We start from the raw sequence: 21,771 nt of genomic DNA, 5'->3' as shown, positions 1-21,771 counted from the left end.
GACGAAGATGCAGAAGAAATCCACCATGGCCATGAAGACACTCGCCTCGCTGTGCCTCATTTCCGCCTCATATACCGCCGTTTTTCCGGCATTTTCTCAGACAAATTCGATGACAGCGCAATCATCGACGGTTGCCGCCGGATTGACCTACGCCGACATTGCGGACCTGTCCGATGCCGCGCCGATGGTTGCCAACGTGCGCATTAGCAACATCGTCCCGTTGAAGCCCGAACAGGCTCCGGACGCCCCCGCGGGCTATCGCAGGGTCTATGTCGAGGCCGAAGTGACCGCACTGATTCGCGGCGAAGGGGGCATAAGCCCGACCGTTGGCTACCTCTATGACGCCCGCCTCGATTCGAAGGGCAAGATGCCCAAGCTGAAGAAGGCGCAAGTGCTGCTGTTCGCTCGTCCGGGCGGGCGGCCGGGCCAGATTCAGCTGATTGCGCGCGATGCGCAGATCGCCGCCACCCCCGCCGAGGTCGAACGGGTAAAGACCGTTCTATCGGCGCTGGTTGCGCCGGACGCACCGCCGCGAATCATCGGCCTGGGCGACGCTTTCCATGTTGCCGGCACGATCGCCGGCGAAGGCGAGACCCAGATTTTCCTGCGCACCGAAAATGGCGATCCGGTGTCGCTGTCGATCATCCGCCGCCCCGGACAACAGCCCAGCTGGGCCGTGGCGCTGGGCGAAATCGTCGACGAAGCCGCCCGCGCCCCTGCCCCCGGCAGCCTGCTCTGGTATCGGCTGAGTTGCAGCCTGCCGGCCACTTTGCCGGCCCGGTCGGTCCGCACCTTGGCGGTGCAGGACGCCGAAGCGGCGCGTGCGGATTATCAGTTCGTCCTCAATGCACTCGGCCGCTGCGCACGCAATCGAAAGCTGAACTGACCCCCTGCGCACTTATCTTTCAATCGGGCGCCGCTATGCTTTTCCTTGGACAGCGGCGCTCGGGCCGCTATCAGCGCGGCTCTTACAGTGCGAAGGACCAGGAAACGCCATGACCAATCTCCACCGCCATGCCCCGCTGCGCGTCGCGCTCGTTGGCCTCGGAACGGTGGGTGGCGGCGTCATTCGCCTGCTCAACACCAATGGCGCCCTGATTGCCCGCCGCGCCGGCTGTCCGGTGCAGGTGGTCGCCATCTCCGCGCGCGACCGCAACAAGGATCGCGGCGTCGACCTGTCGCCGTATGAATGGGTCGACGACATGACGACGCTGGCGACCCGCGACGATATCGACGTGGTGGTCGAACTGATCGGCGGCGCCGACGGCCCTGCCCTCACCCTCGCCCGCCAGTGCCTGGCCGCCGGCAAGCCGTTCGTCACCGCCAACAAGGCGATGCTGGCCCATCATGGCCTGGACCTTGCCAGCCGCGCCGAGAAGGCCGGCGTGGCGCTCAAATATGAAGCGGCGGTCGCCGGCGGCATCCCGGTCATCAAGGGCATGCGCGAAGGCGCGGCCGCCAACGAGATCAGCCGCGTCTATGGCATCCTCAACGGCACCTGCAATTACATCCTGACCACCATGGAGAAGGAAGGCCGGGGCTTTGACGAGGTGCTGAAGGAAGCCCAGGAGCTGGGCTATGCTGAGGCCGATCCAAGCTTCGACATTGACGGCGTCGATGCCGCGCACAAGCTGACCATCCTCGCCAGCCTGGCCTTTGGCACCGAACTGGACTTCGACCATGTCGCGACCACCGGCATCCGCCATGTGATCGCCGCCGACATCGCCGAGGCAGCGGCGCTGGGCTTCCGCATCCGCCTGGTCGGCATGGCGGAGAATGGGCCGGAAGGCCTGTTCCAGCGCGTTCATCCGATGCTGGTGCCGCTCGACCATCCACTGGCCCATGTCGACGGCTCGCTCAATGCCGTGGTGGCCGAGGGCAATTTCGTCGGTCGCCTCTTCTTCCAGGGACGTGGCGCGGGTGACGGCCCGACCGCTTCGGCCGTGGTTGCCGACCTGATCGACGTGGCGCGCGACGAATATGGCGATGCGCTGGCAATGCCGGTCGCCGCCCTGACCCCGCAACAGCCGGCCGACGCCGGCCAGCGGATCGGCCGCGCCTATCTGCGCTTCAAGGTGCAGGATCGCCCCGGCGTGCTGGCCGAGATCGCGGCTGCGACCCGCGATGCCGGCGTTTCGATCGAGAGCATGATCCAGCGCGGCGCCAACCAGGCCGATGGCGTGCTGGTGGCGATCGTCACCCATGCCGGCGAGGAACGCTGCGTGCGCGAGACGCTGGAGCGGCTGGCCGGCTCCGACAGCCTGCTCGACACGCCGATGGTCATGCATATTCTGGATTGATCGCGCCGGGACCGGTGGGATCAGTGCTGGCCGGCGCCCTTGACCGAATCCGGCAGGGGCGGCGGTGGTGCCATGTCGGCGTCGGGGTCGAGCAAATGGGTGATGGCCTTGCCGGCCAGCATGGCGGCGCCCAGGATCGGCACGCCGCCACCGACGCAGCCCGTCCCCTGCCCGCCGACGACACCGCAGGCGCCTTGCCTGGGTGCGGCAGCGGAAGCGCGCGGCGTATCGCCGGCAAGCGGGCGCCCTTCGACCGGCTCGCGCGGCAGCGGCAGCCTTTCCTTCGCATTGCGCTCCGCCCGACTGCCACACACGACGATGCCGCCGCCGCTGCGATCGCAGGGCCGGACGACAGCGGTGCGCGCCTGATATTGCTCCATCGCGGTACGCTGGGCGAGCGGCGCTTCATCCACCCGCACGATATCCTGCGCGGCCGCCAGCGGCAGGCTGATCAGCAAAAGAGGGAAAGACAAGACCCACCGCATGACGACATCTGAACAGTCGAACATGGCGGGATGATGGCAGCCGCTGGACGCTGCGGAATGCCATATAAGGCAAAGGCGCGTCCATCCGTGGCATCACGACTATGAAAAGCTTTGCGAGCCGGGCAAGTTGGGTCGACAAGCAGAGGCGGACATCCTATCGCCCTGCTCTATCAGTTACAGCAGAGGAGTGGCTATGGTGCAGGCTAGTTCGATTCTCGATCGCGTCTTGGTACTCGAAATGGTGCGCGTCACCGAAGCGGCTGCAATCGCCGCATCCAAGCTGGTCGGTCGGGGCGACGAGAAGGCCGCCGACGCCGCTGCGGTCGAGGCGATGCGCCTGGCCTTCAACGACCTCTATATGGACGGCACCGTCGTGATCGGCGAGGGCGAGCGCGACGAGGCGCCGATGCTCTATATCGGCGAGAAGGTCGGCAACGCGATCGGCAAGGGCCCCAAGATCGACATCGCGCTCGATCCGCTGGAAGGCACCACCATCACCGCCAAGGCCGGCCCGAATGCGCTGGCCGTGCTCGCCATTTCGGAAGAAGGCGGCCTGCTCAACGCGCCCGACGTCTATATGGACAAGATCGCCGTCGGTCCGGGCTATCCCGACAATGTCATCGACCTCAACAAGTCGGTGAAGGAGAATGTCGAGGCGGTGGCCAAGGCCAAGGGCGTCGATCCGCATGAAATCATCGTCTGCGTGCTGGATCGCCCGCGCCACGAGAAGCTGATCGCCGAACTGCGCGCGATCGGTTGCGGCATCATGCTGATCCCGGACGGCGACGTTGCCGGCGTGATCGCGACCACCAATCCCGAAACCACGATCGACATCTATATGGGTTCGGGCGGTGCGCCCGAGGGCGTGCTGGCCTGTGCCGCGCTGCGCTGCGTGGGTGGCCAGTTCAAGGGCCGCCTGCTGTTCCGCAACGATGACGAGAAGCAGCGCGCCTACAAGTGGGGCATCACCGACCTGGACAAGGTCTATGACCTCAAGGAACTGGCCAAGGGCGACTGCATCTTTGCCGCGACCGGCGTGACCGACGGATCGCTGCTGGCGGGCGTGAAGCATCTGCCGGGCGACAAGCTGACCACCGAGAGCGTGGTGATGCGCGCCAGCACCGGGACCGTGCGCTGGGTCAAGGGCGAGCATCGCGTCGAGCGCAAGGACGCCTGATCGGGGCGGACAGGACGGAAAGACGAAGGGGGCCGAAAGGCCCCCTTTTTCGTGGTCATCGATGCGGGATGATCGACCCCCGATAATCGCCGGCGATCAGTGGCTGGCGCGGTGGTTGAGATCGTGGCCGAGGGCGAGAATCGCGACGCCAAGCAGCGTATAGGCGCTTTCCTGCCAGCCATGATCCATGGTCAGCGCGCCGGCCATGATGCCAAGGCCCAGCGAACCGATCGCGGCGGGCATCATGAAACGATGGACGAGCGCGCCATGGCCGAGCGCGATCGCGCCCATCAGGATGGCAAGCGCCAGCCCTGCTTCATGGAAGATCGGACTGTCGAAAATGCCGCCGGCCGATGCCAGCAGGCCCAGCACCACTGCGGTCAGGAAACAATGCGCGACGCACAGCCCCGAAAGCGCCATCGCGAGGCGATCAAGGCGTCCGGATTCCAAGGCGTGACGGAAGCTGAGCAGCATGGTGCGTGCTACATAGTCGAGACCGGCATAAGTTACAACATAACATCACCGATTTTTCCGGCAGGAAATACGGTCTCGTTCCGCCGGACCGTCAGGCGGCGAAGCGCAGACAGTTGCGGCCGCTGCCCTTGGCGGCATAGAGCGCCTTGTCCGCCGCGTCCATCAGGGTCGCGGCGCTGGCCGAGCCGTCCAGTTCGACAAGGCCCGCGCTGAAGGTGATGGCGATATCCTCGCCATTGCCGAGCGGGAAAGGCCGCACCCCGACGCGGGTACGCAGATGCTCGCAGATGCGTTCCGCCCGTTCCAGATCGACATCGGCCAGCAGCACGGCAAATTCCTCGCCCCCCAGGCGCCCGATGCTGCCGGTGCCACGCAGCGCCTGGCGCAGCCGCTCGACAAAGCCCACCAGCACCCGGTCGCCAGCGGCATGGCCATGGCGGTCATTGACCGACTTGAAATGGTCGATGTCGATCAGCAGCAGGCAGGCCTGCCCGCCGGCCGCGACGCGGGCGATCTGGTCGTCCAACTTTTCCTGCAATGCGCGGCGGCTGTCGGCGCCGGTCAGGGCATCCTGCGCCGCCGCCTGGTGCAGCGCCCGCTGGCGCGCCTTGTGGCGGGAAATGTCGCGCACCGTGCTGATGACTCCGATCGCCCGCCCCTGCTCGTCCAGCACGGCGCGGACCAGCATCTCATACCAGTCGAAATCATTGTCCGGCCGGTTGGGGCGAAATTCGACCGCATGCGCCTCCCCCGGATGGGCGAGCGCGCGGCGATGGGTGACGATCGCGAAGGGCCGATATTCCGGATCGATCAGGTCGACGGCGGGCTGGCCCAGCAGTTTGTCTGCATCAATGCCGATCTGGTCGATGGCTGAAGGCGAGACATATTGGATGGTGCCGTCGATGCTGAGATTGACCACGCCGTCGCCGCTATGTTCGGCGAAGGCGCGATAGCGCGCCTCGCTGTCGCGCAGCATGCGGATCAGCCGGCGACGGCTGTTGAGTTCGGCGGCCACGGGGACCGACAACAGGAAGCTGAGCGCCAGATAGAATTGGAAGAACTGGATGCGTTCGGGAATGCTGACCGCGACCAGCCGGAGCGGTCCATGGCCGGTCATGGTCGCCGTGCCGCCGATCAGGGCGAGGATGACGATCGCCGCCGCCGACCCCGCATAGCCGGTGCGGAAGGCGATCAGTACCAGCGGCAGCAACGAGGCGAACAGCATGGGATAATCGACGCGATAGAAGATCCACCAGGCGCACAGAGCAAAGGCGGACAGCAGGCCGAACGCCTCCAGCCGCTCGACCGGCCGGGCCTGGCGCGCCCAGCGGCTTACCTCGCCCTGCAGCAGGATCAGCAGCAGCGGCGTGCAGATGAGGCCGCCCAGCACATGGCCGCTATACCATTGCAGCCAGATATGGGGAAAATCACCACCCAGCAAAATGGAGACCACCAGCCCGGCACCGATACCGGCAAGCACATTGGCAACGCCCGCCAGCGCGAAGATGAAGATGCACAATTCGCGCATCGATGCGGCGATCTGTCGCCCGACGCCCAGCCGGCGGCAGATATAGGCGACCACCAGCGCCTCCCCGACATTGAGGATCGCCATCGGCACCGCCGCCAATGCGCCGATGCCGAACAGCGCCGTCGCGATCGTGCTGGCAACCATACAGGAGAGGATGAGACGCGGCCAGGCGCGCATGCGCGCGGTCATCATTTCCGCCATCAGCAGGGCATTGGCGCCCCAGATGAACGCCAAACCGCCTTCGAATCGCGAGGTCAGCAGAGCAAGCGACGCGACCGCAAAGTAAAGCAGGCCGGTAAATACCGACATTTTCAGGGAAATATGGCGAAGGGCGGGCCGCGTCATGTTCCCATCCGGGTTAAGCGGACAATGTTAATATATATTCCTATGCCGCCGACCATTTGACAGCGAATAGATAAATACAGGCCCCGGTTATCATCACCAGGGCCTGTTTTTACAATATTGCAAGTCTATTCAACTGGATGCGTCAGCCAACAGCGCATCGGTCGGGGCCGAAATCGATGGATTGCGATCCTTGATCGTGGCCCGCGCCTGGCGCACGCCGGCGCCATAGTCAGGATGGACCTGGTCAAAGAGCCTGCACTGGCGCTCCTCGATCTCGTCCGGGATATCGCCCATGGCGGCGGCGATATTGGCGAAGAGCCGCGCCTTCTGCGCATCGTCGAACAGGTTGAACAGCGCGCGCGGCTGGCCGAAATCATCATTGCCTTCGCGATGATTATAGCGGTCGGCATCGCCCGAAATCTTCAGCGGCGGCTCCAGGAAGCGCTGATCCTCGATCGGCCCGCCAAAGCTGTTGGGCTCATAATAGGCGGCCGGGTTGGGGTTGTTCGGGAAGAAGCGCATCGCCCCATCCTTGTGATAATGATGCACCGGGCATTTGGGCGCGTTGACCGGTAGCGCTTCATAATGGGTGCCGATCCGATGCCGGTGCGCGTCGGCATAGGAGAAGATGCGCGCCTGCAGCATCTTGTCGGGCGAGAAGCCGATGCCCGGCACGATGTTGGACGGCGAGAAGGCGGCCTGCTCGATCTCCGCGAAATAATTGTCGGCGTTGCGGTTCAGTTCCAGCACGCCGACGTCGATCGGCGGATAATCGGCATGCGGCCAGACCTTGGTGAGGTCGAACGGATTATAGGGCGTCTTGTCCGCATCCAGTTCCGGCATGATCTGGACCTGCATCTTCCATTTGGGGAAGTCGCCCTTCTCGATCGCCTCGAACAGATCCTCCTGCGTGGATTCGCGGGTGCGGCCGACGACATCCGCCGCCTCCTCGTTGGTCCAGTGGCGATGGCCCTGCATCGTCTTGAAATGGAACTTCACCCAGAAACGCTCGCCGGCGTCGTTGATGAAGCTGAAAGTGTGGCTGCCATAGCCGTTGATGTGGCGCACATCGGTCGGCAGGCCGCGATCCGACATCAGGATCGTCACCTGGTGCAGCGATTCGGGGCTCAAGGACCAGAAGTCCCACATCGCCGTGGGCGAGCGCAGATTGGTGCGCGGATGGCGCTTCTGCGTGTGGATGAAATCGGGGAATTTCAGTGGATCGCGCACGAAGAAGACCGGTGTGTTGTTGCCGACCAGATCCCAATTGCCTTCGGGCGTGTAGAATTTCATCGCGAAGCCGCGCACGTCGCGCTCGGCATCGGCGGCGCCCAATTCGCCGGCCACGGTCGAGAAGCGCAGGATCATCGGCGTCTGCGCACCCGGCTGGAGCGCCTTCGCCTTGGTATATTGGGAAATATCGCCGGTGATGGTCAGCGTACCATAGGCACCCCAGCCCTTGGCATGGACGACACGTTCGGGAATACGTTCGCGATTCTGGTGTGCCAGCTTTTCGAGCAGCTGATAATCCTGGAGCAGCAGCGGACCGCGCGGGCCTGCGCTCAGGCTGTTCTGGTTATCGGCAATCGGCGCACCCGCGCTTGTCGTCATCACTGGCTTATCGACCATATCGTCCTCCTCAGCTTTGGATGAGAACAGGCTAAGGCCCCGCGAAGTTTCAGAAAAACTGATTAAATCGGATTGGGTGATCGATTTTTACAGTCAATCTGAAGATCGCCCGAGTCAGGAGGTCAGCGCCCGATCGCGCAGGCGGTGCCATGCCGACAGTCGCGCATCACGCGGCTGCGGCAGCATTGCCGGATCAAATCGAGTCGTCTTCCCTGCCATCGTCGCGGCCTCGTCCAGGGAGCGGAACAATCCAGCCCCCAGCCCTGCCAGCATGGCCGCACCCAGCGCCGTGGTTTCCACATCCGCCGGACGATCCACACTGACATCGAGCATATCAGCGATATCCTGGGCGATCCAGTCATTGGCGCTCATGCCACCGTCGATCCGCAACTGGCGCCAGGGCGCGCCGTCGGCGGCGAAGGCGGTGGCGAGGTCGGACAATTGGTGCGAGAGGGATTCGAGCGCGGCTCGGACGATATGCGCGCGGGTCGATCCCTGGGTGAGGCCAGCGATGACGCCGTTCACATCGGGCCGCCAGTGCGGCGCGCCCAGCCCCGCCAGCGCCGGCAGCATCAGCACGCCGCCGCTGTCCGGCACGGAGCGGGCCAGCGCCTCCGTCTCCGCCGCTGATCCGATCAGGCCGAGCTGATCGCGCAGCCATTTGATGAGATTGCCGGCAATGAAGATCGATCCTTCCAGCGCATAGATGCGCTGGTCGCCGATCCGGTAGAGCAGAGTGCCGAGCAGGCGATGGCGCGAGGCCGGCATCTGCGCGCCCATATTGGCGAGGATGAAGGCGCCGGTGCCCAGGGTCGCCTTGGCATCGCCAGGCGTCAAGCAGGCCTGGCCGATGCTGGCCGCCTGCTGATCGCCAGCCAGTCCGCGGATCGGGATAGCGCCGCCGAACAGCTCTGCCAGCGTGTCGCCAAAGGCGCCGGCATTGTCGACGATTTCGGGCAGTGCAGCGCGAGGCACGCCGAACAGGTCGCAAAGCGCCGGATCCCAGTCGGTGCCGTCGAGCGCGACCAGCTGGGTGCGGCTGGCATTGCTGGCGTCGCTGACATGCAGGCCGCCGGTCAGTTTCCATACCAGCCAGCTTTCGATCGTGCCAAGCGCGAGCGCATCCCCCGCCTCTGCCACGGCCGGGACATTATCGATCAGCCAGCGCATCTTGCTGGCGGAAAAATAGGGATCGACGACAAGGCCGGTACGCTGTTGCAGCATCGCTTCATGGCCGGCCTCACGCAGCGCCGCGCATTGCGCCGCCGTGCGCCGATCCTGCCAGACGATGGCGGGCGCCAGCGGTTCGCCGGTGCGCCGGTCCCAGGCGACCACAGTCTCGCGCTGGTTGGTGATGCCGATGGCCGCGATCCGGTCGGCGCCACCCGCCCGATCCACCATCTGACGGGTGCAATCGCGCGTGCGGGTCCAGATTTCGGCGGCGTCATGCTCGACCCAGCCGGGCTGTGGATAATATTGGGTCAGTTCCGCCTGCGCCATCGCGATGCGGCGGCCGTCAGGGGCATAGAGCATCGCGCGGGTCGAGGTGGTCCCTTCGTCCAGCACCAGCAGATAGCTGTCGGTCATGCCCTCTCCTCAAGCCAGGCATCGAGCGCGGCCAGTTGCGCGGCGTCGAAGCGCAGGCCCAGCTTGGTCCGGCGCCAGAGAATATCCTCGCTGCTCTGTGCCCATTCCCGCGCGAGCAGGTAGCACAGCTCCGCTTCAGTCAGGCCATGGCCGAAATCCTGGCCCAGGTCTGCCCAGTCGCGCGCCGCGCCCAGCCAGTCGCGGGCGCGCGTGCCATAGGCGCAGCCGATCCGTTCGGCCGTGTCGAGATCGAGGAAGGGATAGTCGCCGGCCAAAGCGGCGACGAGATCGGCCAGGCCGGTCATCGGGAAATCGCCGCCGGGCAGCGGCGCGTCCGCCGTCCAGTCATCGCCCGCGAGCGAGGGCAATAGCGGCTTCAGCAGGGCGATCGCCTCCGCCGCGAGATGACGATAGGTGGTGATCTTGCCACCATAGATGCTGAGCAGCGGCGGCGCGTCCTCCTCCCGATCGAGGTCGAGATGATAGCCGCGCGTTGCCGATTCCGGCCGGGCCGATCCATCGTCGATCAGCGGCCGGACGCCGGCAAAGGACCAGACGACATCGGCGGGGCTGATCGAGCGGGCAAAATAGCGGTTCGCGCCCTCGCACAGATAGGCGATTTCCTCGGCACTGGCCGCGATCGGATCGACGCCGTCCTGATGGTCGCGGTCGGTGGTACCGATCAACGTGTAGAGATGCTGATAGGGGATGGCGAAGAAGATGCGGCCGTCGGGCAGCTGGAAGAAATAGGCCATGCCATGATCGAACAGGCGCGGCACGACGATGTGCGATCCGCGCACCAGCCGGATGAGCCGGTCGGCGCGGCGATCGGCCCGGTCCAGCAGGTCGAGCACGGCGGGACCGGTGGCATTGACCACGACCCGCGCATGAAAGGTCTGCGCCTGCCCCGCCGCATCGCGGGCATGGATGCGCCAATGATCGCCAGCCTGTTCCAGCTGCAGCACCTGCGTACGGGGGCGGATATCGGCGCCATGATCGGCGGCGTCGCGGGCGTTGAGGATGACCAGCCGCGCGTCGTCGACCCAGCCGTCCGAATAGACATAGGCGGGGCCGAATCCCGCCCGCAACGGCGCACCGGCGACATGATGATGCAGGTCGATCGCCTCCGTCGCCGGCAGGGCGCGGCGGCCACCGATATGATCGTAGAGGAAGAGGCCGAGGCGCAGCAGCCAGCGCGGGCGCAGCCCCTGGACCCAGGGCAGGACGAAGCGCATCGGCTGGATGATGTGCGGCGCGATGCGCCATAGCCTTTCCCGTTCGGCCAGGGATTCGCGGACCAGGCCGAAAGCGCGATGTTCCAGATAGCGCAGCCCGCCATGGATGAGCTTGGTCGAGGCCGAGGAGGTGCCCTGTGCCAGGTCGCCCCGTTCGAGCAGCAACACGCTTGCCCCCCGCCCCGCCGCATCGCGCGCAATGCCGCACCCGTTCACCCCGCCGCCGATCACGGCAAGGTCGTGGATGAAAGGGGCCGTCTCCTGCGTCACGCCGCCGTTCTAGCGGCAAAATGCTGCCCCCGATATTAACGAAGGCAAGATCGTGAAAATTCATCCGGCCAGCGCCACGCGCGATAACCCATGGTGCCGGCCGGATGTCTGCGAGCCCCCACGCTCGTCAGAAGGGCGTGCCGTCAGGCGAGGCTGTCGACCACCAGGCCGCTGTTGCTGCTGCTCGTGGCGCTGCTGGTCGATCCGTAGAGCGACTGGCTGAGGCTGGAGCGGAGATTTTCGAGGAAGGCGATGATCGAATCCAGTTGATCGGTTGCGCTGGTCGCGCTCGTTTCGCTGGTCGTGCTGCTATCATCATCGCTGCTGTCCTCGGTCGGGCGCGGCGGCGGCGGGCCGCGCATGCCCTGCGGCCCCTGCATCCCGTCCATCGCGGCCAGGCCGTCGATGCTCATACTGTCTTCGCCATCGGACGACGCCCCCGCGCCGCCCGGTCCCTGGGCAAAGAGGCTCTGCAACTGCGCGGCCTGATCCTCGGTCAGGGTGCCGGCCGATACCTGATCATCGATCAGGGAATCGATCCGATCCTTCATGGAAGACGGATCAAGCCGTGAACTGCCCGAACTGGCGGAGCTGCTGAGCGCGGAATCGATGGAATCGAGCGCGGTTTCGAGCGCGTCGCCATCCGTTTCCGAGATGGAGCCGGCCTCCACCGCGGCGTCGATGCGATTGGTCATCGACATGCGCGGCGATGGCGGCATGGTCATGCTGTTGTAACTGCTGATAGTCGTCATGCTGGAAGTCCCCACTTCGTTTAGCGGGACCATTCATGCCGAATAAGTCTGAAAAACATTGTATTTCAATCATGTAATTGATTGAAATAGAGGCGCTACACTGACCAAGAAAAGGTTAAGCGCGCGCCCTTACCCGATGATATCAGGCCTTTTCCAGCGTGCATTGCAGCGGATGCTGGTTCTGCCGGGCGAAGTCCATCACCTGGTTCACCTTGGTCTCGGCCACTTCATAGCTGAAGATGCCGCACACGCCGACGCCGCGCTGATGGACGTGCAGCATCACTCGCGTCGCTTCCTCCATGTCCATGCGGAAGAAATGCTGAAGGACATGCACGACGAACTCCATCGGCGTGTAATCGTCGTTCAGCATCAGCACCTTGTAGAGCGACGGCTTCTTGGTGCGGGTGCGGGTACGCGTGGCGACGCCGATGTTCGGGTCATTGTCGCCCGTATCGTCCTGATCCGGACCGGCCCTGAAGGGCGCGCCTGCCGATGCGTTGAAGAGATGGTTCATGATGCAGAAGAATATGGCGATTTGTCCTGCCAAGGCAAGGGGGCCGACCGCATGCCATCGCTGCGTAACCACGTTTCCCCGGCGAGAAAAAAGGCGATGCTCCGACCGGAGCACCGCCCTTGTTCGTCATCCCGGCCGGATATCGGCCCGGGAATTCGGCTGTAAAATCAGCCCGCCTCAGGCGGCGAGCGACTTCACCTTGTCGGTGACCAGGGTCACGCGCGCGGTCAGCGGCTGGCTGATGTCGCCGGCCAGCTTCATGAAGGCTTCGCTGCTCTTGGCCGCTTCCTTGGTGAACTCGTCGAAGCTGCTCGACAGGAACTGGCTCTGCAGCTGGAAGAATTCGGTCGGGGTCTTGGCGGTCGAGAAGCTCTTGATCGAGGCAGTCGCCTTCTCGAAGCTCTTGCGGCTGTAGTCGACGGCTTCCTGGCCCAGCGTCTCGAAGCCCTTGGCCGCGATCTTGCCCGATTCCACCAGCGCTTCGACATTGCCCTTGGCGATGTCGCTCAGTTCTTCCATCGCCTTGGTCGACTTTTCGACACCGGCCTTCGCCTTCTCGTTCAGGTCGGCATAGGCCGTTTCCATCTTGGCCTTGGTATCTTCGGCGAACTTCTTACCGGTTTCGAGGATATCGTTCATGATCAATGTTCCTTCCGTGGCAGGCAGCGTCTTCGCTTTGGTCTTCGGGGCGGACACAGGCTCCGGAGCCACTACCGCCTCAACATCTTCAACAATCGGTTCGGGTGCGGCATCCACCGCCGTCGTTGCCGCGACCACCGCCACCGGATCGGCAACGGGTGCCGGTTCCGCAGCAGGGGCTTTAGCAGCAGCAGCGACCAGCGCCGGCTTCTTTGCTACCGGCTTGGGCGCGGACGCCTTTGCCGGAGCAGCCTTGGCGACGGGTTTGCGCGGGGCAGGCTTTTTGGGCGCGGGCTTCTCACCCAGGGCGGACTCAGCGGCCTTGAGTGCCTCACTGGCAGACAAGGTTGCGGAACCGCTTTTCGCGACCGGCTTGGCACGCGCAGACTTAGGGGTAACGGCCATCGACCATCCTCCGTTTGTTGCACTGCACAATAAGCCTTATCCCAAAGGATTACAAGGCCCATTGTGCAGTGCAACAAATCAGACATATTCATGTTTCGACACTGATCGGCGGCCAATGGGGAATGGCTGAAATCCGCGCCTCTACCGGGCTTTTACGTAACGTCCGGGCGCATCTTCTATTGCCCGAAGCTTGCCGCCGCCCGGCTTGCGCGCGCCGCGGACAGCCACTTCGCGCGAATCGATGCCGCGCAGCCATTCGGCCCAGTCCGGCCACCAGCTGCCCTTGGTCTCGCGCGCAGCCGCAACAAAATCATCCAGCGTCGGCTGCGGCGCGTCGGCGGTCCAATATTGATATTTCTGCGCGACCGGCGGGTTGATGACGCCGGCGATATGGCCCGAGCCTGCCAGCAGGAAGCGTACCGGCCCGGCGAGATGCTCGGTCAGTTTCCACACGCTTTCGAGTGGGGCGATATGATCCTCCTTGCCGGCCTGGACATAGGCGGGCGTGTGGATCTGCGTCAGGTCGATCGGCGTGCCCGCGACACTGATCGCGCCGGGCACCACCAGCATATTGTCGCGATAGAGCTGGGTCAGATAGTCGCGATGCCAGCGCGCCGGCAGATTGGTCGTGTCGCCATTCCAGTAGAGCAGGTCGAAGGGCGGATAGTCCATGCCGAGCAGATAGTTGTTGACGACATAGTTCCAGATGAGGTCGCGCCCGCGCAGCAGGTTGAAGGTCGCCGCCATGTAGCGCCCGTCGAGAAAGCCGCTGGAGGAGAGACGGTCGACCAGCTTCATCTGCTCGTCATCGACGAACAGGGTAAGATCGCCGGCCGCACTGAAATCCACTTGGGCGGTAAAGAAGGTCGCGCTCGCCACCTTGTCGGCCTCGCCCCGCGCCGCCAGCAGAGCCAGCGTGGCGGCCAGCGTCGTGCCGGCCACGCAATAACCGATGGTGTGGACGCTGGGCACGTTCAGCAAGTCGCGCACCGTATCGATCGCGTCGACCTGGCCATTCAGGATATAATCGTCCCAGACCATGTCCTTCATCGAGGCGTCGGCCGATTTCCACGAGACGAGGAAGACGCTGATCCCCTGGTCCACCGCCCATTTGACGAAGCTCTTCTCCGGCGAGAGATCGAGAATGTAGAAGCGGTTGATCCAGGGCGGGAAGATGATGAGCGGCGTCGCCAGCACCCTGGGCGTCGAGGGCGCATAATGGATCAGCTGATAGAGCGGGGTTTCGTGAACCACCTTGCCCGGCGTCGCGGCGATGTTGCGGCCCAGTTCGAACTGGGTGCCGTCGGTATGGGTAAGCTGGCCCTTTTCCATGTCGGCCAGCATATGCTGGAGGCCCTTCACCAGATTCTCGCCACCGCTCTGGATCGTCTTTTCCACGACCGTCGGATTCATCAGCGGAAAGTTGGACGGCGCCATCGCATCGAGCATGCCGGTGGTGGCAAAACGCAGCTTGGCCTTCGCCTTGGGATCGACACCATCGACCGCATCGGCCAGGTTCATCAGATAGTCGGAGATCAGCAGATAGCTTTGCCGGATCAGGTCGTAGAAGGGATGGGTCGTCCAGGCAGGGTCCGCAAAGCGCCGGTCCTTGCGCGCGGCCGGGCTGTCGGCCGGCGGCGGATCGGGCTGATCGCGCAGCAGGCCGCCGGAATCGAGAAAGCGCTGCCATAGTGCCAGCCCTTCATCGGCAAAGCTGGTCTGGATGCGGGCGACGGTCTCGGGATCGAAGGGCAGCACCCGGCCGGTCGCGCCCGCCGCCTGCTCCAGCATCAATTGCTGCGTGCGGCCCAGCACCTGGGTCCATTTCTGCATCTCCGCCAGGGTCGGGAGATGGGGCTCCAGGACATCCTGCGTTTCCATGGCCACCTTCCTCCTCCTGGCATTGCCGATATCAGCCGCTTTCACTGGCGCGCCGCAGCCTGGCGGGTTATAGCCAGATTGTGACACGCCGAATGCGTGCCACGCACTATTCCTTACCGAGAGCTTTCAGGAAAGCCCCTATAATGTCCGAAGAATTCTACCGCATGAAGCGCCTGCCGCCCTATGTCATCGCTGAAGTGAACGCGATGCGAGCCGCAGCCCGCGCCGCGGGAGAGGACATTATCGACCTGGGCATGGGCAATCCCGACCTGCCGCCGCCCGATCATGTCATCGCCAAGCTGGTCGAAGTCGCGAGCAAGCCGGACGCCCATGGCTATTCCCAGTCCAAGGGGATTCCGGGCCTCCGCAAGGCCCAGGCCAATTATTATGGCCGCCGCTTTGGCGTCGATGTCGACCCGGAAACCGAAGTCGTCGTGACCATGGGGTCGAAGGAGGGGCTTGCCAGCCTCGCCACCGCGATCACCGCGCCGGGCGACGTGGTGCTGGCGCCCAACCCCAGCTACCCGATCCACATGTTCGGCTTCATCATCGCCGGAGCCACGATCCGGTCGGTGCCGACGACGCCGGACGAGAATTATTTCCGCGCGCTCGACCGCGCCATGGCCTTCACCGTGCCGCGCCCGTCGATCCTGGTGGTCAATTATCCGTCCAACCCGACGGCAGAGACGGTGGACCTCGCCTTCTACGAGCGGCTCGTCGCCTGGGCGAAGGAGAACAAGGTCTGGGTGCTGAGCGACCTGGCTTATTCCGAGCTTTATTATGACGGCAATCCGACGCCCTCCATCCTGCAGGTGCCGGGCGCCAAGGATGTCGCGATCGAGTTCACGTCCCTGTCCAAGACCTATTCGATGGCTGGCTGGCGCATCGGCTTTGCGGTCGGCAACAAGCAGCTGATCGCGGCGATGAGCCGGGTGAAATCCTATCTCGACTATGGCGCCTTCACGCCGATCCAGGCGGCCGCCTGCGCCGCGCTCAACGGCCCGCAGGACATCGTCGCCAAGAATCGCGAACTCTATCACAAGCGCCGCGACGTGATGGTCGAGAGCTTTTCGCGCGCTGGCTGGGACATTCCCGCGCCGCGCGCGTCGATGTTCGCCTGGGCGCCACTGCCGCCCGCGCTCAAGGACATGGGGAGCCTCGAATTTTCCAAGCAGCTGCTGACCCATGCCAAGGTCGCGGTCGCGCCGGGCGTGGGCTATGGCGAGGATGGCGAAGGCTATGTCCGCATCGCCATGGTCGAGAATGAGCAGCGGCTCCGCCAGGCAGCCCGCAACATCAAGCAGTATCTCAAGTCGATGGGCGTCAACACGCCCTCGTCGAAGGGCGCGGCCTGACCTCCACGCGCGTTGCGCGCCCGAACCATGATCATGATCGCCGTCGGACATTGGTGTGTCCGGCGGCGTTTGCTTTAGCGCCCCCTTGCCCCTTGGCCCGCGATCAAGGATAGAAGCGAGGGATGAGAGGACCAAGTCGATGATCCCCCTTCCGCAGGTCAGCCAGGTCGCCCAGACGATCCAGCTGGCGCTTGCCCCCGTCTTCCTGCTCGCCGGTATCGGCGCGTTCCTGAATGTCTGCGTCAGCCGGCTGGCCCGCATCATCGATCGCGCCCGCGCGGTCGAGGAATGGGTGTTGAGCACGCGCGGCAAGGAGCATGACCGCATGGTGAGCGAGATCCGCGTGCTCGACCGGCGCATGAGCGTGGTCAATGGCGCGATCTTCCTGTCGGTGGCGTCGGCCTGCGCGGTCTGTCTGGTCGTCATCCTGCTTTTCGCGGGCAATCTGTTCAATGCCCATCTGGGCACGCCGGTGGCGATCCTGTTCAGCCTGGCGATGGTGCTGCAGGCCGCCGCCTTCGGCACCTTCATCCAGGAAATCCGCCTGGCGTCACGCACCATCCATATCCGCAACGAGGTGCTCTACCACAAGGTGGAGGAGGAAGAGGCGGCATGACGCGCTTCACCGTCAACGACCGGCCGGTGCAATATCGGATGGACCCGGAGACGCCCCTGTTGTGGGCGCTGCGCGACGCGTCGAACCTGACGGGGACGAAATATGGCTGCGGCAGGGGCGATTGCGGTGCCTGCACCGTGGATATCGATGGGGAGGCGGTGCGGTCCTGCCAGGTGACGATCGGCAAGACCGAGGGCCGGTTCGTGACGACGATCGAGGCGCTGTCGCCCGATCGCGGCCATCCGCTGCAACAGGCGTTCGCGGCCGAGAATGTCTCGCAATGCGGTTACTGCATGTCCGGCATCATCATGGCGGCGTCGGTATTGCTGCGACGGACCAATGATCCGACCGATGCTGAGATAGACGCCGCGATCACCAATATCTGCCGCTGCGGCGTCTATCCCCGCCTGCGCGGCGCGATCAAGCGCGCCGGCCGGATCATGCGCGGTGAGGACCAGGCCGGCGACAATCCGATCCAGGCCGCCCCTCCGCCCGGCATCACGCCGGACGAGGCGGTGCGAGCCGTACCCGCGCTGCGCAAACCCTAGATATCGGCCTTAACCGAAGCGATAGCCGGAAACCGTCCAGCCCAACACTGTGCTGCGATGGGCACAGATGGCGGCGTCCTCGCCGCCTGCCCCCAGCGCCACCATCAGCGGCAGCAGATGCTCCTCGCGCGGATGGGCGAAGCGGGCATGGGGCATATGATCCCAGGCGGCGACGCGCGCCGCCCGCCGAGCCGGATCGGGATCGGTCACCGCATCGCGCAGCGCATCGTCCCACTCAAGCGAAGGCGCCGTCGCCATCGCGCCGCGCACGCGCAGATTGTGGAAGCTCATGCCCGATCCGACAATCAGCACGCCTTCGTCGCGCAGCGGCGCCAGTGCGCGACCGGCGGCGATATGAGCGGCGGGATCAAGATCACGGCGCAGCGACAATTGGGCGACCGGAATATCGGCATCGGGCAGCGCGACCTTCATCGGGATGAAGACACCATGGTCCCAGCCTCGTTCGGATTCGCGCGCTGTGGGAAAGCCGGCCTGTTCCAGCAATTCGGCCGCGCGATCGGCAAGCGCGGGTGCGCCCGGCGCGTCCCAGCGGAGCTGATAGGTATGCGGCGGGAAGCCGAAATAGTCGAACAGCAAGGGCGGCCGGGCGCCGTCATGGACAGTGAATCCGGGCGTTTCCCAATGACCCGACACCAGCAGGATCGCGCGCGGCCGTTCCGGCAGGTCGGCGATCAGGCCGGCGAGATAATCCTGCATCGGCTGCCACATGGCGTCGCTGTGCGGGTGCTGGGGATCGGCGGGGTCCATGAAGAAGCAGGGACCACCGCCATGGGGGATGAACAAGGCAGGCTGTTTCATGCCCGCCTAGATCGGATGTCGGCGCCGCCAGCGCAACGCGCCAGGCGGAAACCGACTGTTTCCCGTCAGCCCCTGGCCAGCATCGGAGCGATCGCTTGGGCCAGGGTCGCGCCAGAATAGGGTTTCTTGAGCAGGATGACGTCGCTGAAGCGATCCGGCAGGTCGAGCCCGTCGCCATAGCCGGTGGCGAACAGGAAGGGCACGCCGCGTTCCGCCAGCATGTCCGCGATCGGCAGGCTGGTTTCATTGCCCAGATTGAAGTCGAGCACGGCCAGGTCGACCGGATGGAGCGTGATCGCCTCATGCGCGCGGCCGATGCTGGCGGCGGTCACCACCTGCGCGCCGAGGTCGCGCAGCGCATCCTCGCCATCCATGGCGATGATCATATTATCCTCGACCAGCAAAATCTGCCGCCCCTTGAGCAGATGCGGCGAGGGAGCGGGCGCCGGCTTGGCGCGATCGGTGCCGGCCACGTCGGGCAGGATCGAGGCAACATGGGCGGACGGAATGCAGAAGCGCGCCTCCAGCCCCGCCAGCCGATAATTGACCTCCGCCCGTCCATCCAGATCATAGGGAATGGAACGCTCGATCACGGTCGAGCCGAAGCCCCGGCGCGAGGGCGCGACGACGGCCGGGCCGCCGCTTTCCAGCCAGTGGAGCAGCAGGCTGCCCTCGGCATCGACATGCCAGTCGATCGCCACCGATCCATTGTCCGACAGCGCACCATATTTGGCGGCATTGGTCAGCAGTTCGTGGATGACAAGCGCCAGCACGGTGAAGGCGGCGGGGGTCAGCAGCACATTGGGACCGGTCAGCTTCACCCGGTCACGCCGGTCGCCGAGATAGGCGCCAGCCTCCACCTCGATCAGGTCATAGAGACGCGCGGGCGCCCAGCGATCGGCAGTGATCTGGTCATGGGCACGGGCCAGTGCATGGACGCGGCTTTCCAGCGTGCCGATGAACTGGTCGACCGACATGGCACTGTCGCGGGTCTGGGAGATGAGGCCACGGATCAGCGCGAGGATGTTGCGGACGCGGTGGTTGAGTTCCGCGATCAGCAATTCCTGCTTCTCATGCGCGCGCTGCCGTTCCTCGTCGGCGGAATCGGACAGGCGCAGGATGACTTCCAGCAGCGCCGTGCGCAGCGCTTCGGCGACACGCAGTTCGGCCGGCATGAAGGCGACGGCCGTGCCCTTCACCAGTTCCGACCATTCCTCGAAACTCTTGCGCGGGGTCAGGCGCGGGCCGTTGGGGCCATATTCGATATGCTTGTCCTGCTTGCCGGCCCAGCGGACCGAACGCAGCTGTTCGGCACGGAACAGCACGACATAGTCGCGCGGCCGGCGCGAGATCGGAATGGCGAGCAGTCCGGCGGCGCGATCGGCATGGGCCAGGGCTTCCGGCATGATGCGGGCGATGCTGTCGGTGGTATAGACCTGGCTGGCGGCGGTGCGGTTGAGCATCGAGACGATCGCGGCGAAGGACGGCTCGTCCGGGGTCAGGCCTGACAGCGTCATCTGCCCGTCAATATAGATGCCCACGCCATCGGCGGGAATCGTATCGAAGATGATGTCGCCCAGCCAGCGGGCGTTGGTCATCAGGTCATGATCCTGCGCGACGGCGGAGAGCAGCCGGTCGGCGACCTGACGCGCCTTGCCCTCATAGCTGGCAGTCTCTGCCCGCTCGCGGCCTTCCAGCATCATCGAGAAGATCTGGCCGAACAGTTCGGCGGCACTGCGCTGCGCGAAGCTGGGCAGGCGCGGCGCATAATGATGGCAGGCGAACAGGCCCCACAGCTTGCCATCGACGATGATCGAGATGGAGAGCGAGGCCCCCACCCCCATGTTGCGCAGATATTCGATATGGATCGGCGACACAGCGCGGGTGACGCACAGCGACATGTCGAGCGCGGCGCCGGCGGGATCGAGCGCCGGGATGACCGGCACCGGCGGCGCATTGATGTCGGCGATCACCCGGAAGATGTTGCGCATGTAGAGCGCGCGCGCCTGCGCCGGGATGTCGGAGGCCGGATAATGCAGGCCGAAGAAACTGTCGATGCCGGGCCGCAGCGCCTCCGCCACCACCTCGCCATCGCCATTGTCGGCAAAGCGATAGACCATCACCCGATCGAAGTCGGTGAGTGCCCGCACCTGGCGCGCGCCATCGCGCAGGAAGGCGGTCATGCTGTCCGCCTGCGCCAGCCGCGCGACCATCGAGCGGACCATGGAACTGGCCTCCATCTCGTCGGGCACGGCCGGCTCCGCCTCGATCACCACCAGTTGGCCGGAAAAATGGACGGCCACGTCGAAAGGTGCGCCGCCCTCCACCAGCGGCAGCGAGAAGACCCGCTCCACCGAATCAGGGCCGCGCAGCAGGGTGATGCGATTGCGCAGCGTGTGGATCGCATCGGCGGTGAAGAGCGCGCTGATCGGCTGGCCCAGCATCTGGTCCGGCGCCAGGCCGATATGGTCGGCGCTGTTGGTCGAGACGCGCGATACCAGCCAGTCGGCCGTCAGGGCGACAAGAAAGCCGAACGGCTGGACCGTGCCAAGCACATGGATCGGCTCGCGATCGCAATTATTGATGTCGACGGTGAAGCCCTGCACGTCCGGGCTGGTCACATCAGTCACAAGCGACCTCCCGTTCGGCGCGCGCGCCGGCTTCGAACAGGGTGAAGGCCGTCCGGGCGCCGGCGATCGCATCGTCCAGCCAGGCTGCATCGCCCTCAGCCGCGGCGTCGTCCAGTTGCTGCTGGAACGCAACCCAGCCGCCCGTGGCATGAACGGCCGAAAGATAGGCGCGGGGCAGATCCTGGGCGACCTGGCGCGCAAGCATCGCGCCGCCCAGACGCGATCCTTCGAGCGCATAGAGCAGGCCCCAGCGGAAGCCGTCGCCGCCCGTGGACGGCATCGACAGCGGCGCAGGCATGGCCTCCCCCAAGGCCGCCAAATCCTGCGCCATCAGTGCAAGGCGCGGCGAATCGGGCTGGGCGACCGGCTCAAGCGCGGCGATCGCGCGGGCATGGGCACGCAGGAACGCCCGGTAATCGGGCGCGGAAGCGAGCGAAAAATGGGAAAACAGGTCATCGACCCGTTGATGGCTCTCCATCGTCGCGGCGCGCAGGGCCTGTCTTATGCGGCCGGCATCGGCGGTTCTTATCACCCGTTGGTCCTAATGGTTGTTTGTCGGCACTGCACTGATCTGGATCAGCT

The 21,771-nt window shown here is 64.9% G+C and carries 19 protein-coding genes; 6 read left to right on the top strand and 13 right to left on the bottom strand.

Going from position 1 to position 21,771, the window contains the following annotated elements; genetic code table 11:
* Positions 1-7: 7 nt before the first annotated feature.
* Positions 8-886, top strand: a complete 879-nt coding sequence (locus HH800_RS23915) for a hypothetical protein (RefSeq protein WP_169862850.1) — start codon at positions 8-10, stop codon at positions 884-886.
* 109 nt (positions 887-995) lie between these two features.
* Positions 996-2,300 carry a homoserine dehydrogenase gene (locus HH800_RS23910; protein WP_169862849.1) on the top strand — a complete coding sequence of 435 codons (1,305 nt, stop codon included), beginning with the start codon at positions 996-998 and terminating at the stop codon, positions 2,298-2,300.
* A 20-nt stretch (positions 2,301-2,320) separates the two neighbouring features.
* Here HH800_RS23910 and HH800_RS23905 read toward each other — a convergent pair whose 3' ends face one another.
* Positions 2,321-2,758 carry a hypothetical protein gene (locus tag HH800_RS23905; RefSeq protein WP_169863420.1) on the bottom strand — a complete coding sequence of 146 codons (438 nt, stop codon included), beginning with the start codon at positions 2,756-2,758 and terminating at the stop codon, positions 2,321-2,323.
* Between the two features lie 220 nt (positions 2,759-2,978).
* On the opposite strand from HH800_RS23905, the gene glpX reads away from it, so the two are divergent.
* Entirely contained in the window at positions 2,979-3,962 is a 984-nt protein-coding gene (gene glpX, locus HH800_RS23900) for a class II fructose-bisphosphatase (RefSeq protein WP_169862847.1), read from the top strand.
* A 96-nt stretch (positions 3,963-4,058) separates the two neighbouring features.
* On the opposite strand, the gene HH800_RS23895 is transcribed toward glpX, so the two are convergent.
* The 9 genes from HH800_RS23895 to HH800_RS23855 form a co-directional block, all read right to left on the bottom strand.
* The gene (locus tag HH800_RS23895; RefSeq protein ID WP_004209982.1) at positions 4,059-4,436 is read right to left on the bottom strand and encodes a MerC domain-containing protein; all 378 of its coding nucleotides are present in this window, start codon (positions 4,434-4,436) and stop codon (positions 4,059-4,061) included.
* A 91-nt stretch (positions 4,437-4,527) separates the two neighbouring features.
* The gene (locus HH800_RS23890) at positions 4,528-6,309 is read right to left on the bottom strand and encodes a sensor domain-containing diguanylate cyclase (protein ID WP_169862845.1); all 1,782 of its coding nucleotides are present in this window, start codon (positions 6,307-6,309) and stop codon (positions 4,528-4,530) included.
* A gap of 129 nt (positions 6,310-6,438) precedes the next feature.
* Positions 6,439-7,938: a catalase gene (locus HH800_RS23885; protein ID WP_169862835.1), complete on the bottom strand. Its 1,500-nt coding sequence runs from the start codon at positions 7,936-7,938 to the stop codon at positions 6,439-6,441.
* 114 nt (positions 7,939-8,052) lie between these two features.
* Positions 8,053-9,525, bottom strand: a complete 1,473-nt coding sequence (locus HH800_RS23880; protein ID WP_169862833.1) for an FGGY family carbohydrate kinase — start codon at positions 9,523-9,525, stop codon at positions 8,053-8,055.
* Positions 9,522-11,030: a glycerol-3-phosphate dehydrogenase gene (locus HH800_RS23875; protein WP_169862831.1), complete on the bottom strand. Its 1,509-nt coding sequence runs from the start codon at positions 11,028-11,030 to the stop codon at positions 9,522-9,524. Before HH800_RS23875 ends, HH800_RS23880 begins: the two co-directional genes overlap by 4 nt.
* A gap of 143 nt (positions 11,031-11,173) precedes the next feature.
* On the bottom strand, positions 11,174-11,782 hold the full coding sequence (locus HH800_RS23870) for a hypothetical protein (protein ID WP_169862829.1): 609 nt from the start codon (positions 11,780-11,782) through the stop codon (positions 11,174-11,176).
* A 142-nt stretch (positions 11,783-11,924) separates the two neighbouring features.
* Complete coding sequence (gene clpS, locus HH800_RS23865) at positions 11,925-12,296, bottom strand: ATP-dependent Clp protease adapter ClpS (RefSeq protein ID WP_004209974.1); 372 nt, start codon at positions 12,294-12,296, stop codon at positions 11,925-11,927.
* A 177-nt stretch (positions 12,297-12,473) separates the two neighbouring features.
* Complete coding sequence (locus tag HH800_RS23860; RefSeq protein ID WP_097385301.1) at positions 12,474-13,340, bottom strand: phasin family protein; 867 nt, start codon at positions 13,338-13,340, stop codon at positions 12,474-12,476.
* Positions 13,341-13,481: 141 nt separating this feature from the next.
* Positions 13,482-15,221, bottom strand: a complete 1,740-nt coding sequence (locus HH800_RS23855; protein ID WP_169863419.1) for a PHA/PHB synthase family protein — start codon at positions 15,219-15,221, stop codon at positions 13,482-13,484.
* 143 nt (positions 15,222-15,364) lie between these two features.
* On the opposite strand from HH800_RS23855, the gene HH800_RS23850 reads away from it, so the two are divergent.
* From HH800_RS23850 to HH800_RS23840, 3 genes are all read left to right on the top strand, one after another.
* A complete protein-coding gene (locus tag HH800_RS23850) occupies positions 15,365-16,576 on the top strand; it encodes an LL-diaminopimelate aminotransferase (protein ID WP_004209971.1) in 1,212 nt (403 codons plus the stop codon).
* A gap of 139 nt (positions 16,577-16,715) precedes the next feature.
* A complete protein-coding gene (locus tag HH800_RS23845; protein ID WP_037507334.1) occupies positions 16,716-17,192 on the top strand; it encodes a DUF2721 domain-containing protein in 477 nt (158 codons plus the stop codon).
* On the top strand, positions 17,189-17,740 hold the full coding sequence (locus tag HH800_RS23840) for a (2Fe-2S)-binding protein (protein ID WP_169862827.1): 552 nt from the start codon (positions 17,189-17,191) through the stop codon (positions 17,738-17,740). The genes HH800_RS23845 and HH800_RS23840 overlap by 4 nt, the downstream gene beginning before the upstream one ends.
* A 9-nt stretch (positions 17,741-17,749) precedes the next feature.
* On the opposite strand, the gene HH800_RS23835 is transcribed toward HH800_RS23840, so the two are convergent.
* The 3 genes from HH800_RS23835 to HH800_RS23825 form a co-directional block, all read right to left on the bottom strand.
* Positions 17,750-18,559 (bottom strand): DODA-type extradiol aromatic ring-opening family dioxygenase, encoded by an 810-nt coding sequence (locus HH800_RS23835; protein ID WP_169862825.1) that lies wholly within the window; start codon positions 18,557-18,559, stop codon positions 17,750-17,752.
* Positions 18,560-18,624: 65 nt separating this feature from the next.
* Positions 18,625-21,189, bottom strand: a complete 2,565-nt coding sequence (locus HH800_RS23830) for an HWE histidine kinase domain-containing protein (protein WP_169862823.1) — start codon at positions 21,187-21,189, stop codon at positions 18,625-18,627.
* The gene (locus HH800_RS23825) at positions 21,182-21,667 is read right to left on the bottom strand and encodes a biliverdin-producing heme oxygenase (RefSeq protein WP_169863418.1); all 486 of its coding nucleotides are present in this window, start codon (positions 21,665-21,667) and stop codon (positions 21,182-21,184) included. The genes HH800_RS23830 and HH800_RS23825 overlap by 8 nt, the downstream gene beginning before the upstream one ends.
* Positions 21,668-21,771: the final 104 nt, after the last annotated feature.

Source organism: Sphingobium yanoikuyae (assembly GCF_013001025.1).
Classification (GTDB): domain Bacteria; phylum Pseudomonadota; class Alphaproteobacteria; order Sphingomonadales; family Sphingomonadaceae; genus Sphingobium; species Sphingobium yanoikuyae_A.
The sequence above is the reverse complement of the archived record's forward strand: the minus strand, read 5'-3'. Positions and strand labels throughout refer to the sequence as shown.